Raw genomic sequence first — 14,551 nt, forward strand, 5'->3', positions numbered from 1 at the left:
GGGAATCCATGAGCCTTCATGTGGCTTTCGGAACGATCTCTTCCGGTGTCCACAGAACTTCTTCACAGCCTGTGGATAACTAAATCGAACCGCACCCACCTGTGGACAACACGGGGGCTCCGCCCTCAACTCCCGCACCGCGCAAGCTCGGTGCGTCAAGGAAAACGAACGGGTTGGACCCTTTTCGGGGGAATGGGCTCGCCTATTGACCACGCCTGCCGCACTCGACCCGGCGTTTCTCCTCCAGGATTATCAATTCCGGCAATTCGGGCAAAGTGACACGCTCGCCGATATCGGTTCGAGCGGGGGAACCCCGCACCGGTAGCCTTGAGGGGTGATTGACCTTCGCCTGCTCCGTGAGGACCCCGACCGTGTTCGCGCCTCCCAGCGCGCCCGTGGAGAGGACGTCGCGCTCGTCGACGCCCTTCTCTCCGCCGACGAGCTGCGCAGGTCGTCCGGCGTCCGCTTCGACGAACTCCGCTCCGAGCAGAAGTCGCTCGGCAAGCTGATCCCCAAGGCAACCCCGGACGAGCGCGCCGAGCTGCTCAAGAAGGCCGATCAGCTGAAGGCCGAGGTCAAGGCGGCCGACGCCGCTCAGGACGAGGCCGACGCCGAGGCCAAGCGGCTGCTCCTCCAGCTCGGCAACATCGTCCACGAGGACGTGCCCGTGGGCGGCGAGGAGGACTTCGTCGTCCTCGAGACGCACGGCACCATCCGTGACTTCGGGGCCGAGGGCTTCGCCCCGAAGGACCACCTGGAACTCGGCGAGGCGCTGGGCGCCATCGACATGGAGCGCGGCGCCAAGGTGTCCGGCTCGCGCTTCTACTACCTGACGGGTATCGGCGCGCTGCTGGAACTCGCGCTGGTCAACGCCGCGATCGCGCAGGCCACCGAGGCCGGCTTCATCCCGATGCTGACGCCCGCCCTGGTCCGCCCGCGCGCCATGGAGGGCACCGGCTTCCTCGGCCAGGCGTCCGCGGACGTCTACCACCTGGAGAAGGACGACTTCTACCTGGTCGGCACCTCCGAGGTCCCCCTCGCCGCGTACCACATGGACGAGATCGTCGAGGCCGACAAGCTGCCGCTGCGGTACGCGGGCTTCTCGCCCTGCTTCCGCCGCGAGGCCGGCACGTACGGCAAGGACACCCGCGGCATCTTCCGCGTCCACCAGTTCGACAAGGTCGAGATGTTCTCGTACGTCGATCCGGCGGACGCCGAGGCCGAGCACCGGCGGCTCCTCGACTGGGAGAAGCAGTGGCTCACCGCGCTGGAGCTGCCCTTCCAGGTGATCGACGTCGCCTCGGGCGACCTGGGGGCCTCGGCTTCCCGCAAGTTCGACTGCGAGGCGTGGATTCCGACGCAGGGCAAGTACCGCGAGCTGACCTCCGCCTCGAACTGCGACGGTTTCCAGGCGCGCCGCCTCTCCGTCCGGATGCGCGACGGCAAGAAGGTCCAGCCGCTGGCCACGCTGAACGGCACGCTCTGCGCCGTACCGCGCACCATCGTGGCGATCCTGGAGAACCACCAGCTGGCCGACGGTTCGGTGCGGGTGCCCGAGGTGCTGCGCCCCTACCTCGGCGGGCGTGAAGTCCTGGAGCCGGTCTCCAAGTGACGACCTTCCCGTACAAGCTCATCGCGACCGATCTCGACGGCACCCTGCTGCGTGACGACGACACGGTCTCCGAGCGCACGCGCCAGGCGCTGGCCGCGGCCACCGCGGCCGGCGCGGCGCACATCATCGTCACCGGACGCGCGGTCCCGTGGACCCGGCACATCCTGGACGACCTGGGTTACGAGGGCCTCGCGGTCTGCGGTCAGGGCGCGCAGGTCTACCACGCGGGCGAGCACAAGCTGCTGACGTCGCTCACCCTGGACCGTCAGCTCGCCGGTCTGGCGCTGTCCAAGATCGAGGCGGAGATCGGACCGCTGGCGCTGGCCGCCAGCCGTGACGGCCTCGAGGGCGAGGTGCTGGTCGGGCCCGGTTACCGGGTGCAGGACGGGCCGCTGCCCGCCGTCTTCGTGAACGACGCCGCCGAGATGTGGACCGCCCCGCTGAACAAGGTCTACATCCAGCACCCGGAGCTCGGCGACGACGCACTGACGAAGGCCGCCCGCGAGGCGGTCGGCAGTCTGGTGGACGTGGTCATGGCGGGCCCGGGAGTGGTGGAGATCCTGCCGCTGGGGTTGAGCAAGGCGACCGGGCTGTCCCTGGCCGCCCGCCGACTGGGCCTTAGGGCGGCGGACACGCTGGCCTTCGGCGACATGCCGAACGACATCCCGATGTTCGGCTGGGCGCAGCATGGTGTGGCGATGGCGAACGCGCACGACGATCTGAAGGCCGTGGCCCACCAGATCACCGCGTCGAACGAGCACGACGGCATCGCCGTGGTGCTGGAGGAGCTTCTCAGGACAGCGAACTCCTGACGCTCGGGGGAGAGCCGGCCGGCCCGGGCGGCCGGCGGCGTCCCACGGAATCACCGCGGCGCATTGGTGGGGCGGAATCGCCGCGCCCGTATCCTGGCGCCGGTGTCGCTGTTGCGGAGGATGCGCGGATCGAACGCGCGCGGGGTTTCACGACCCCGACGACGGCTTAGCAAGCCGCTGCCTTACCACTCGGCCAATCCTCCGGGCGGGTGGCCGCGCGATGCGCGTGAGGGGCCACCCGGGGGTCCTGCGGCGAGCGGTTCGGCGGAGTAGCCGATGTGGCTTACTCCCGGACCGGCGGCCGACCACCCTGCGGGGAACTCGACGGACTCGGACTCTCGGTCATCGCCGCGCTCCTCTCCCGGTTCCGGTGGCGTACGTATCCGTGCGCGCTGTCCCTCTACTGTGCCCCGCCGCCCTTGTTCCGGGCCACCGAATATCGCGCCGCCGTACGCACCGTGCGCTGTCGCTGTCGCTGTCGCGAAGAAGCATGGCGACGTTGAGCACGGTCCTGCGGGTGTAGAGCGCGAGCCGAGTGGCCGCCTGTGGATAACCTTCGCTGTCTTCACCCTTCCATAGGGACTACATGTCAATTCACCTTGTCGAGGACGTCGACGCGCCCCATCCGCTCGACGCGCAGCGCGCGCGATAGTTACGCGTACCACTGTCCGTTCATAGGACACAGAACAACCCCCGCCCATCGGCCGGGGGTTGCACGGTGCGGGGAGTGCCTGCTCACTCCTCGCCGGCGAGCTTCAGCGCCCGCAGCTTCTGGCCCGCGTACCAGGTGGCGGCCACCGTGATGCCCGCCAGCAGCACCGTCGCCAGCGGCAGTCCGACGTCCGAGGTGATCGCGCCCTCCGCACCGACCTTCTCGGCGACCGCGAGGGACCACTGCTGCACACTGAGCGTCCGTGCGCCCGGCACCAGGCTGCCGAAGAGCGCCTCCCACACGAGCGCGTACACCAGGCCGAAGACGACGGCGTGGCGGCTGACCGTACCGAGCAGCAGGAACAGCGCGCTGTACGCGATCGAGGCGACCAGCGCCGCGATCGTGTAGGCCACGGCGATCTGCTGTCCGTTGCCGTTGAGGATCAGGCCCGCGATCAGGGTCGGCAGGGCCGAGAACACCATCGTCACTGCGATGGCCACGATCAGCTTCGTGACGATGATCGTCGGACGCTTCACCGGCTTGGCCAGGAGGTAGACGATCGAGCCGTCGTCGATCTCGGGACCGATCGCCCCGGTCCCCGCGATGACACCGATCAGCGGGACCATCGTGGCGATGGCGAAACCGCCCAGCACGTTGGCGGCGACCTGGTCATCGGCCCCGGCGAACGCCCGTACCGCCACGGCGATGACGACCAGGAGCACGGGCAGGATGAACAGGATGGCAGCCCGGCGCCGGCCGAGCAGGGCCCGGTAGGTGAGCCGAGCGACTGTGGGGTCGTACATGACGCTTCACAGCTCCTTTCAGGCCACTACTCAGGCCGCTACGAGATAGGAAAAGACCGATTCGAGGGACTCGTCGGACGGCGAAACGGTCAGCAGCCGGATGCCGTGTTCGCGTGCCACCCTGGGCAGCAGCGCGGTGAAGCGCCCGAAGTCGACGGCCTGGATGCGCAGGGCACGTTCGCTCAGGTCGACCTCGATGCCCGCGGTGGACGGGTCGGCGATGAGCGCGGCAGCGAGTGCGCGGTCGTCGCTGGACCGTACGAGATAGCGGTGCGGCCGGTCCGTCATCAGCCGGCGGATGCGGCGGAAGTCACCGGACGCGGCGTGCCGGCCGGCCACGATCACCTCGATGTGCGAGGCCAGTTGCTCGACCTCCTCGAGGATGTGCGACGAGAACAGGACCGTACGGCCCTCCGCCCCCATCCGCCGCAGCAGTTCCATCAGCTGCATGCGCTGCCGCGGGTCCATCCCGTTGAACGGCTCGTCGAGCAGGAGCACGGACGGCGCGTGCACCAGCGCGGACGCCATCTTCACGCGCTGGCGCATGCCCTTGCTGTACGTCGAGATCTTGCGGTCCTGCGCGTGCTCCATCTCGACGGTGGCCAGGGCCTTGCGCGCGGCCTCGTCGCCGAGCCCATGCAGTTCGGCGTTGGCGACGACGAACTCGCGGCCGGTCAGGAAGTCGTACATCCCTTCCCGCTCGGGCACGATGCCGATCTCCTTGTAGACCGCCTCGTTGCGCCAGATCGTCCTGCCGTCGAGCGTGACCTTGCCCGTCGACGGGGCGAGGAACCCGGCCATCATGTTGATCAGCGTGGACTTCCCGGCGCCGTTGGGGCCGAGCAGCCCCGTGACACCCGGGCCCACCGTCATGCTGACGTCGTTGACGGCGACCACATTGCCGAACCAGCGCGAGGTGTGGTCGATCTCGATGGTGGTCACAGCCCGACCTTCCGGTAGCGGCGCATCAGCACGGCGTACGAGCCGGCGACGAGCGCGAGAACAACGATCAGGTACGCCACTCCGGCACCGGCTCCCGGGCCTTCCCCTCCGGGGAAGGCGGAGGTGGCGCCGAGGAACGCGGTCTGGACACCGTCGATCAGCGTGATCGGGGAGAAGAGCCCCAGCCACGGCACCGCGCCGCTGGACCCCGTCTCCCAGGCGATGGCCTGGACCGTGGAGACCGCCCCGTAGGTGATGGTCAGTACGGCGATCACCGCGGCGACGCCGAAGCCGCGGCGCGGGGTGAGGGCGGCCATCACCAGACCGAGACCGGCGAACAGGACGGACAGCAGCGCCACCGACACCAGCCCCTGACCGAATCCCTTGGTCTGAGCGGCGAAGTCGAACTTCGCGAGGAGCGAGCCCGCGTACAGGATGACGAGCGGAGCCGCGGTGAGGATGAAGAGCGCGGAGGCCATGGCCGCGTACTTGGCGACCACGTAGTCGCCGCGTTCGATCGGCCGGGAGAAGTAGAGGGGGATGCTCTTGAACCGCAGGTCCCTGGAGACGGACTGCGGTGCCTGTGCGGCGATGAACAGCCCGATCACCGCCTGCAGGTAGATGGCGAACGCCGTGTACTTGATGGGCAGTTTCGTCATGTTCGGGGTGGCGATGGCGACCGCCACGATGATCAGCGCGACGAGGCACATCACCCCGCACAGCAGCATCGGGAGCACCTTGGACTTGGCGGAACGGCCGAGCCCGAACGAGCCTCGCAGGGACTGCGAGAAGAGCGAGCGGCGCGCATAGGCGCGGCCCAGGCGCGGACCGTCGTAGGAGCGGTATCCGATGTTGTGGATGCGGGAGCCGTCGCCCCCGGCCATGACCCCGGTCTCGGTGCTCATCACGAACCGCTCCCCTTCTGCGTTGCGGCGCCGACGGACGCGGCGTGTGCCGCGCGGACCGCTTCCGGCGCCTCCTCGGTACGGAAGACCTCGGCGATGTGGTGGCGCCGCTGTTCCATCCGTACGAGGCCGAGTCCGAGCCCGGCGACGCTGTCGCGGACGATGTCGTACGTCTCCTCGCCGGTCGCTTCGACCAGGAGGATGTGGCCCGCTCCGGGCAGCCCCTCCGCGTCGAGGCCGTCGAGGCCGACCAGCTTGACGCCGGCTCCCGTGAGGACCTTGCGCAGCGCGTCGGTGCCGTCGGGGTGGGTGTCGCTGTCGGTGACCTCGACCGCGAGGGTCGTGGTCGTCTGCGTGAAGTCGCTGGTTGAGCTCGACCGCAGCAGGGCGCCGCCGTCGACGACGACCACGTGGTCGCAGGTGCGCTCGAGTTCGCCCAGGAGGTGGGAGGTGACGAGCACGGAGATGCCGAAGTCGGTGTGGATGCGGCGGATCAGGCCCAGCATTTCGTCGCGCCCGACCGGGTCGAGGCCGTTGGTCGGCTCGTCGAGCAGGACCAGCTGCGGGTCGTGGACGAGTGCCTGGGCCAGTTTCACGCGTTGCTTCATGCCGGTCGAGTAGCCGCCGATGGGCCGGTAGCGCTCCTCGTACAGACCGACGTGGCGCAGCGTGTCGGCGGTGCGCTCGCGCGCCGCCGTGGGAGGCAGTCCGGACATCCGGGCCATGTGCACGACGAACTCGGTGGCCGAGACGTCGGGTGGCAGGCAGTCGTGCTCGGGCATGTATCCGACGCGCTCCCGGATGGCGGCGCCACTGGTGGCGACGTCGAGCCCGAGCACCGCGGCCCGGCCTTCGGTGGCGGGGGACAGACCCAGCAGGATCTTGATCAGTGTGGACTTGCCGGCCCCGTTGGAACCCACCAGGCCGGTTACGCCGGGTCCGATGTCCAGGGTGAGCCGGTCAAGTGCGGTCACCCGGGGGAACCGCTTGCTCAGGCTTTCGGTCACGATCACAGTCACGTCTTCGAAGGTAGTGGCGTGGACCACAGCGGTCGTCAGACCTGGCGGCTGTATCCGCCTAAGACTCCAGGCGTACGGACCCGTAGGGGGACCCCACAAGGGAGGACTCCGGGGGTCCGGGCCGACGGCTCCCGGAGTTGTCCACAGGTCTCCGCGCACCCCTTGACGTAGCCGCCGGACATTGTCACATTCATCAGTGTCACGTTACGGGCACGTACCGCGCACGTCAGGGAACGGACGGTTGCATGACCTCGGCAGCGAAGGACGAAAAGGCCCCGGAACTGCGGGGGTTCAGAGAGGTGCAGCGCCTCGCGTACGACTGCGCGGAGGCGGTCGCCGCTCAGCTCAGGCCGGGGGTGACGGAGCGCGAGGCGGCGCGGATGCAGCGCGACTGGCTGCGCGAGCGCGGTGTGCGCGACTGGTTCCACCTCCCGTTCGCCTGGTTCGGGGACCGCACGGCGTTCGCGGGCTTCAAGGTGCCGCTGCAGTTCTTCCCGACCAACCGGAAGCTGGAGCCGGGGATGCCGTTCATCCTCGACATGGCCCCGGTGTACAAGGGTTTCACCGCGGACATCGGCTACTCCGGCTGTCTCGGACTCAGTCCGCTGCACGACAGGCTGCTGGCCGATCTGGAAGTCCACCGCGAGCTGATCCTGCGCGAGGTCCGTGAGCGGCGCTCCCTGCGCGAGATCTACGAGGACGTGGAGCGCCTCATGATCAGACAGGGATACGCGAACCGGCACCGGGCGTACCCCTTCGGCGTCATCGCCCACAAGGTCGACCGCGTGAGCGAACGGCGCTGGTCGCCCCATGTCTTCGGATTCGGCACCCAGGCGCTCAAGGGACTGGCGAGCGATGCCCTGCACGGCCACCGGGACGGCTGGTCGCCCCTGTGGAGCCCGTACCGCTTCTCCGACCACCCACCGCAGCCGGGGCTGTGGGCGGTCGAACCGCATCTCGGATTCCGGGGGACGGGCGCGAAGTTCGAGGAGATCCTGGTCGTCACGGACTCCAGGGACCCCGGACAAAGTGCGTTCTGGCTCGACGACGACCTGCCGCACGTGCGGCGCTGGGCAGAGGAGAAGGTGGCGGCGTGAAGCTGCGTGAAGCGCGCGAGCGCTGGGTCCGCACGGGCGGAATCGAGCTGTGTGTCGCCGAGTTGGGCGACGCCTCCAGGCCGACGGTCGTGCTGGTGCACGGCTACCCGGACAGCAAGGAGGTCTGGTCGGAGGTGGCGTCACGGCTGGCCGAGGAGTGGCACGTCGTGCTGTACGACGTACGCGGCCACGGCAGGTCGACCGCGCCCTCCCCCCTGCGGGGCGGTTTCACGCTGGAGAAGCTCACGGACGACTTCCTGGCCGTCGCGGACGCGGTGAGCCCGGACCGGCCGGTGCACGTAGTGGGGCACGACTGGGGTTCGGTGCAGGCGTGGGAGTTCGCCACGGTCAAGCGGACCGAGGGGCGGATCGCCTCCTTCACCTCCATGTCCGGGCCTTCGCTCGACCACTTCGGCCACTGGATCAAGCAGCGCATGAGCCGGCCCACGCCGCGCAGGGTGGGCCAGCTGATGGGGCAGGGTGCCAAGTCCTGGTACGTGTACCTGCTGCATACGCCGGTACTCCCGGAGCTCGCCTGGCGGGGGCCGCTCGGCAAGCAGTGGCCGCGGATTCTCCAGCGGATGGAGAAGGTGCCGGCGGGCGACTACCCGACACCGTCGCTGCCCCAGGACGCCGCGCACGGGGCCTGGCTCTACCGTGACAACGTCCGCCCAAGGCTGCGCAGGCCCCGGACCGACGCGTACGCGCATGTTCCGGTCCAACTGATCACTCCGACCGAGGACTTCTTTCTTTCCGAGTCGCTCTACGATCAACTGGAGCTGTGGGCTCCCCAGTTGGTACGCCGGTCGTTGCCGGCCAAGCACTGGGTGCCCCGCACCAGGCCGGACCAGCTGTCCTCCTGGATCAGCGAGTTCGTCGCCTCCAACGAGGCGGCCCGGCGGGACGGCCTGCCGGTCCAGGGTCCCGTGGCGACCGGGGCCCACGCCGACCGGTTCGGCGGGCAGCTGGTCCTGGTGACGGGGGCGGCCGCCGGTATCGGCCGGGCGACGGCCTTCGCGTTCGCCGAGGCGGGCGCCCGGGTGGTGGCGGTGGACCGTGACGGGGAGGGAGCGGCCCGGACGGCCGAGATGGCCCTCCTGATCGGCTCTCCGGCTGCCTGGGGCGAGACGGTCGACGTCAGCGACGAGCAGGCGATGGAGAAGCTCGCCGAGAAGGTCGCCCGGGAGTACGGCGTCGTCGACGTGCTGGTCAACAACGCCGGGATCGGGCTGTCCGGCTCCTTCCTGGAGACGACGAGCGAGGACTGGAAGAACGTCCTCGACGTCAATCTGTGGGGGGTCATTCACGGCTGCCGGATCTTCGGCAAGCAGATGGCCGACCGCGGCCAGGGCGGCCACATCGTCAACACGGCTTCCGCGGCCGCCTATCAGCCCTCGCGGGCCCTGCCCGCGTACAGCACGTCGAAGGCGGCTGTACTGATGCTCAGTGAGTGCCTGCGGGCCGAGCTGGCGGAGAAGTCCATCGGGGTCAGCGCGATCTGCCCCGGCATCGTCAACACCAACATCACGGCGACCGCGCGGTTCGCAGGCGCGGACGCGGCGGAGGAGAAGCGCCTCCGGGACCGGACCAGCAGGCTCTACGGGCTCCGGAACTACCCGCCGGAGAAGGTCGCCGCCGCGATCCTCAACGCCGTGGTGCGCAACCAGGCCGTCGTGCCGGTCACCCCGGAGGCCCGGGGCGCCCGGCTGCTGTCCCGGGTGAGCCCCGGCGTGCTGCGCGGCATCGCCCGTCTGAAGCCGCCGCTGTGACCGGGGGCGGGAGCGGCCCGTCGGCCGCGGAGGTCCGGCCGGACGCCGAGTACCGGATCGAGGACCTGGCCCATGCCAGCGGCGCCACGGTCCGCACCATCCGCGCCTATCAGGACCGCGGGCTGCTTCCCACGCCGGAGCGGCGCGGCCGGGCCAATGTCTACCGGTACACGCACCTGGCCCGGTTGCGGCAGATCGCGGATCTCCTGGACCGTGGCTACACCCTGGCCAGCATCAAGGAGTTGCTGGAGGCGTGGGACGCCGGCCGTGGACTGGGCGGCGTGCTCGGCCTGGTCGCCGAAGTGCACGGTCCGTGGACCGATGAGGAGGCCGGCCGGATCACCCGCGCCGAACTCGACCTGCGGTTCGGTTCGACGCCGGACGAGGCGGCCGTCGACGAGGCAGTGGCTCTCGGCGTACTCGAACGCGTCCCCGGCAAGGAGGACGAGTTCCTGGTACCGAGCCCGCAGGAGCTGGCGGTGGCCGCCGAGTTGTACGCGGCGGGAGTCCCCCTGTCGGCAATCTCCGGCCATCTGCGGGAACTTCGCGGTCAGGTCGAGCACATAGCCTCGCGCTTCCTGGAGTTCACCACCGAGCACGTCTTCGCCCGGTATCTCGGCCATCGCCCGCCGACGGACGCGGACGCGGCGGAGGCCGCCGTGATGGTGCGACGGCTCAGACCACTCGCCCAGCAGACCGTCGACGCCGAACTGGCCCGGGCCATGCGCCTGTTCGCCACCCGGCACCTGCACCACCATCTGGGCTCCGAGGAGCCGCTCACGGACGACCAGACGCCCCGGCCCGTCCCGCTGCCCGCGGAGACAATGCGCGCCGTACAGGACCTGGTTGGCGCTGAGAGCGTCGAGGCGTTCGTCGCGGCGGCCGTTCAACGAGAGGTGCAGGCGAGGACATTGGACGCACTTGCCGCATCTCACGCAAATGATAGATAAGTTGACCAAATGGGCCATTTCGCTTGTCACTTGTCCACAGAATCGCCAAAACGCCTGTGGATAACCACAGTTGGCTGTGGATCAAACCTGCTCCCTGCCTCCACTCCCGAGAATCCGGGTGCGCCAGGCCGAGCACCGCGGGCACTCTTGCCGGATGGATGAGAAACGCACCGTCAAGGTGTCCAAGTACCTTTCGCGCCACCTCCGGCACCAGCCGGAGCGCATCGGACTCACGCTCGACGCCCAGGGCTGGGTGCGGATCGACGACCTTCTGGAGGCGACCGCCCGGCAGGGATTCGCCCTCACCCGCAGCGAGCTCGACCTTGTCGTCGCGGCCAACGACAAGCAACGCTTCACCCTGGACGGCGACCGCATCCGGGCGAACCAGGGCCATACCGTCCCCGTGGACCTCGGACTGCCCCCGGCCGAGCCACCCGCGTACCTCTACCACGGCACTGTCGCCCAGGCCCTGGAGTCCATCCGCGCCGAAGGGCTGCACCCGATGGACCGCCACCACGTCCACCTCTCACCGGACCGCGAGACCGCGACTCGCGTCGGTGCCCGTCGCGGTCGGCCCGTCGTACTGTCGGTGGACGCGGGAGCGATGCACCGGGCGGGCCACACCTTTCACGTCAGCGCCAACGGGGTCTGGCTCACCGATGCCGTACCGCCGGAGTTCCTGCGCATGCGCGACTGAATGCGGCGCCCGGCCGAGCACGGAGCCAGGGCGCCAGGTTGCCGGGGCCCTCGCGGAGATCGTCGCCGCGCGGGGAGGTACCGGCCGCGTCCGCTTCCAGACTCACCCCGCAGGTGCGAGGCGGCAACCCCGCGCGACCCCCTGCACCGTATCCCGACGACTCGGCCGTATCGTCGCATGTATGCATTTGAGCACCCTCATCCTTCCCATCCACCGCTGGAGCGAAGGCCGCAAGGTCTGGCAGCGGGCCGAGGACCTCGGCTTCCACGCCGCGTACACCTACGACCATCTGGCCTGGCGGACCTTCCGCGACGGGCCCTGGTTCGGTGCGGTCCCCACGCTGACCGCGGCGGCTGCCGCCACCGAGCGCATGCGCCTCGGCACCCTCATCACCTCGCCCAACTTCCGGCACCCGGTGACGCTCGCCAAGGACCTCATCACGCTCGACGACGTCTCCGGCGGACGCATCACCCTCGGCATCGGCGCCGGGGGCAACGGCTTCGACGCCACGACGCTGCGCCGGGCCGACGAGGCTCCGTGGACACCGCGCGAACGTGCCGACCACTTCGGCGAATTCGTCCCGCTCCTCGATCAACTGCTGCGCGAGCCCTCGGTCACGTACGAGGGCGAGTTCTACACGGCCAACGAGGCCCGGAACATCCCCGGCTGCGTGCAGCGCCCCCGCCTCCCCTTCGCGATCGCCGCCACCGGCCCGCGCGGGCAGAAGCTCGCCGCGCGGTACGGCCAGGGCTGGGTGACCACCGGTGATCCGAAGCTGTACGAGACGGGGACCCCGGAGCAGTCCGTGGCCGCCCTGCGCCGGCAGCTCGACGGGCTCGACGCGGCAGGCACCGCGGTCGGACGGGACACCACGGAGCTGGAGAAGATCCTTCTCACCGGCTTCACCCCGGACCGGCCGCTGGACTCCTTCGACGCGTTCGTCGACTTCGCGGGAACGCACTTCGCGCTGGGTTTCACGGAGATCGTGCTCCACTGGCCGGTCCCAGGCTCGGATTTCGCCGCCGACGAGAAGGTATTCGAGCGGATCGCCACCGAGGGCCTGACCCAGCTCCGCTGAAATCCGGTTCCAGTGTTCCCCGTTCATGTCCTCGCTCGTGTCCGCGGGCACATGCCGCTGACATGTTCTGCTGTTCAGAGGCGCGTGCCCTCAAATGTGCGCCCCTCTGCACGCCCGTGCACTCTTGTACGGGAGAATGCCGCTGTGACCTCAGCTACCGACTCGCCTCTGCCTGCCGTAACCCGGCTGATCGCCACCGACCTCGACGGCACGCTGCTGCGCGACGACAAGACCCTGTCGGACCGCACGGTCGCAGCCCTCGCGGCGGCCGAGGAGGCCGGGATCGAGGTCTTCTTCGTCACCGGCCGCCCCGCCCGGTGGATGAACGTCGTCAGCGACCACGTCCACGGTCACGGCATGGCGATCTGCGCGAACGGCGCCGCCGTCGTCGACCTGCGGGCCGAGGGCACGCCGCTCATGGTCCGGCCACTGGAACGGGACGCCGCCCTCGCAGCGGTCCGCACCCTGCGCGAGGCCGCCCCGGGCACCTCGTTCGCCGTCGAGTTCACCACCGGTATCCACTACGAACCGGCCTATCCGCCGTTCCACCTGGACCCGGGTGCCACCGTCGCCGTCGCCGAGAAGCTGCTCCAAGCGGAGTCCCCGGGCTCCGGCGCCCCGGTGCTCAAGCTCCTGGCCCACCATGCCGAACTGGCCCCGGACGAGTTCCTCGCGCTGGCCCGCTCCGCCGCCGGTGACCTTGCCTCCTTCACCCGGTCCAGCCCCACGGCCCTCCTGGAGGTCAGCGGACCGGGTGTCTCCAAGGCCAGCACCCTCGCGCTGTGCTGCGCCGAGCGTGGCATCGGCCAGGCCGAGGTGGTCGCCTTCGGTGACATGCCCAACGACGTGGAGATGCTGAACTGGGCGGGCGCCTCCTTCGCGATGGGCAACGCCCACCCCGACGCCGTGGCCGCCGCTTCCGGCAGGACCGTCACGAACAACGAGGACGGCGTGGCCGTCGTCATCGAGCGGATCCTCGCCGCCCGCTGACCACCCCTCACGGTCCGCTGACCACCCCCGGCAGGCCGTCCGTCAGAGCGTCACCCCGCGTTCGCCCAGCCAGCGCACCGGATCGACGCCCGACCCGAGGAGAGGCGTGAGCCGCACCTCGAAATGAAGGTGCGGCCCCGTCGAGTTCCCGCTCGTGCCCGCCTGGCCGATCCACTGCCCCGCCCCGACCCGCTCGCCCTGGTCCACCGTGACGCCCGCCAGGTGTGCGTACTGCGTGTAATAGCCGCCCGGGTGCCCCACCACGACCTCGACGCCGAACGCTCCGCCGCAGGAGACCGAGAACACCCTGCCCTCGCCGACCGAGCGGACCGGGGTGCCGATGTCCACGGCGAAGTCCTGCCCCGTGTGCCGCCTCGCCCAGTGTTCGCCGACGCTGGCGAACCCCGCCGAGAGCGCGTAGTTCTCCACCGGTGCCACCCAGCTCGGTCCGGCGTCCCACCCGCCCGGCTGCCCGATCCGTACGGCACCGGCGCACTTCCCCGCCGTGACACTGCAGTCCGCCTCGCTCTGGAGCCGCTGCTGCGCGACCGCCAGCTTGGCAGCGATGCCCCGCTTGACGGCGGCCAGCCGTACGAGAGCGCCGTCCAGGGTCTGCCAGGCGGACCTGGCCCTGCGCTCTCCGTCCGCCAGCGCGCGTTCGGCACGCTGGGCGCGTTCCATCAGACGGGTCACGCCCATCTCGGCCTGCCGGGCCAGTTGGCGGCCGCGCAGCAACGCCTGGGGATCGTCGGCGAGCAGCAGTTGCGCGGTGTACGAGAGGCCGGCGCCGCCGGTCCGGTACTCGGCGCGGGCGACCCGGCCGAGATCCGCGTGGATCGCCTCCAGCCCGCGCCGCTGCCCGTCGAGGAGACCGTCGAGGCGCGCGGCCTTGGCCCGCTGTGCGACCGAGGCCCGTCTGTTCCTCTCGTACGTCTCGGTGGCCTGCGCCGCCTCCTGGTAGAGCCGGGCGACCGTGACTCCCGTACCGAGCCCGGACAGCGACCCGGCCAGCGGCCCGGAAGGCGGTCCCGGCAACGGCCCGGACCCAGGATCGGACGACGGATCGGGCGCCGGATCGAACCGCTCGGCAGGCAGCGGCACAGCGGGACCCGGCACAGCCATCGCGTCCGGCCCAGGCGCCGCGGACAGGGCGGCCAGGGCCGACACGGCACAGAGCAGCAGCACGACCAGCCGCTCGCGCCGCCGACAGCCGACTTTGGTACGG

Annotated in this window: 13 protein-coding genes and 1 tRNA gene; 8 read left to right on the forward strand and 6 right to left on the reverse strand. The window is 70.0% G+C overall.

Annotation, left to right across the window (positions count from 1 at the left end; translation table 11 throughout):
- Positions 1–334: 334 nt before the first annotated feature.
- Entirely contained in the window at positions 335–1,612 is a 1,278-nt protein-coding gene (serS, locus tag ACFWSK_RS21900) for a serine--tRNA ligase (protein ID WP_383788724.1), read from the forward strand.
- Positions 1,609–2,424 carry an HAD family hydrolase gene (locus ACFWSK_RS21905; RefSeq protein WP_383788726.1) on the forward strand — a complete coding sequence of 272 codons (816 nt, stop codon included), beginning with the start codon at positions 1,609–1,611 and terminating at the stop codon, positions 2,422–2,424. The genes serS and ACFWSK_RS21905 overlap by 4 nt, the downstream gene beginning before the upstream one ends.
- A 114-nt stretch (positions 2,425–2,538) precedes the next feature.
- Here the strand turns inward: ACFWSK_RS21905 and ACFWSK_RS21910 are convergent.
- From ACFWSK_RS21910 to ACFWSK_RS21930, 5 genes are all read right to left on the reverse strand, one after another.
- Positions 2,539–2,627 (reverse strand) — tRNA-Ser (locus ACFWSK_RS21910).
- A 532-nt stretch (positions 2,628–3,159) separates the two neighbouring features.
- A complete protein-coding gene (locus ACFWSK_RS21915) occupies positions 3,160–3,879 on the reverse strand; it encodes an ABC transporter permease (RefSeq protein ID WP_383788728.1) in 720 nt (239 codons plus the stop codon).
- A 30-nt stretch (positions 3,880–3,909) separates the two neighbouring features.
- Entirely contained in the window at positions 3,910–4,821 is a 912-nt protein-coding gene (locus ACFWSK_RS21920) for an ABC transporter ATP-binding protein (protein ID WP_383788730.1), read from the reverse strand.
- Positions 4,818–5,726: an ABC transporter permease gene (locus ACFWSK_RS21925; protein WP_383788732.1), complete on the reverse strand. Its 909-nt coding sequence runs from the start codon at positions 5,724–5,726 to the stop codon at positions 4,818–4,820. Before ACFWSK_RS21925 ends, ACFWSK_RS21920 begins: the two co-directional genes overlap by 4 nt.
- Positions 5,726–6,772, reverse strand: a complete 1,047-nt coding sequence (locus tag ACFWSK_RS21930; protein WP_383788738.1) for an ABC transporter ATP-binding protein — start codon at positions 6,770–6,772, stop codon at positions 5,726–5,728. Before ACFWSK_RS21930 ends, ACFWSK_RS21925 begins: the two co-directional genes overlap by 1 nt.
- Before the next feature lie 218 nt (positions 6,773–6,990).
- On the opposite strand from ACFWSK_RS21930, the gene ACFWSK_RS21935 reads away from it, so the two are divergent.
- The 6 genes from ACFWSK_RS21935 (at position 6,991) to ACFWSK_RS21960 (ending at position 13,326) form a co-directional block, all read left to right on the forward strand.
- Complete coding sequence (locus tag ACFWSK_RS21935; RefSeq protein WP_383788741.1) at positions 6,991–7,842, forward strand: M24 family metallopeptidase; 852 nt, start codon at positions 6,991–6,993, stop codon at positions 7,840–7,842.
- Positions 7,839–9,611 (forward strand): SDR family oxidoreductase, encoded by a 1,773-nt coding sequence (locus ACFWSK_RS21940; RefSeq protein ID WP_383788743.1) that lies wholly within the window; start codon positions 7,839–7,841, stop codon positions 9,609–9,611. Before ACFWSK_RS21935 ends, ACFWSK_RS21940 begins: the two co-directional genes overlap by 4 nt.
- Complete coding sequence (locus tag ACFWSK_RS21945) at positions 9,608–10,561, forward strand: MerR family transcriptional regulator (protein ID WP_383788746.1); 954 nt, start codon at positions 9,608–9,610, stop codon at positions 10,559–10,561. The genes ACFWSK_RS21940 and ACFWSK_RS21945 overlap by 4 nt, the downstream gene beginning before the upstream one ends.
- Positions 10,562–10,715: 154 nt before the next feature.
- Positions 10,716–11,258: an RNA 2'-phosphotransferase gene (locus tag ACFWSK_RS21950; protein ID WP_383788748.1), complete on the forward strand. Its 543-nt coding sequence runs from the start codon at positions 10,716–10,718 to the stop codon at positions 11,256–11,258.
- A gap of 181 nt (positions 11,259–11,439) precedes the next feature.
- Complete coding sequence (locus tag ACFWSK_RS21955; protein ID WP_383788751.1) at positions 11,440–12,336, forward strand: LLM class flavin-dependent oxidoreductase; 897 nt, start codon at positions 11,440–11,442, stop codon at positions 12,334–12,336.
- Positions 12,337–12,480: 144 nt separating this feature from the next.
- On the forward strand, positions 12,481–13,326 hold the full coding sequence (locus ACFWSK_RS21960) for an HAD hydrolase family protein (protein ID WP_383788754.1): 846 nt from the start codon (positions 12,481–12,483) through the stop codon (positions 13,324–13,326).
- A 42-nt stretch (positions 13,327–13,368) separates the two neighbouring features.
- Here the strand turns inward: ACFWSK_RS21960 and ACFWSK_RS21965 are convergent, their stop codons facing one another.
- Positions 13,369–14,511, reverse strand: coding sequence for a peptidoglycan DD-metalloendopeptidase family protein (locus ACFWSK_RS21965; RefSeq protein ID WP_383788756.1), 1,143 nt, complete (start codon positions 14,509–14,511; stop codon positions 13,369–13,371).
- Positions 14,512–14,551 lie beyond the last annotated feature (40 nt).

Source organism: Streptomyces sp. NPDC058620, assembly GCF_042717135.1.
Taxonomy (GTDB): Bacteria; Actinomycetota; Actinomycetes; order Streptomycetales; family Streptomycetaceae; genus Streptomyces.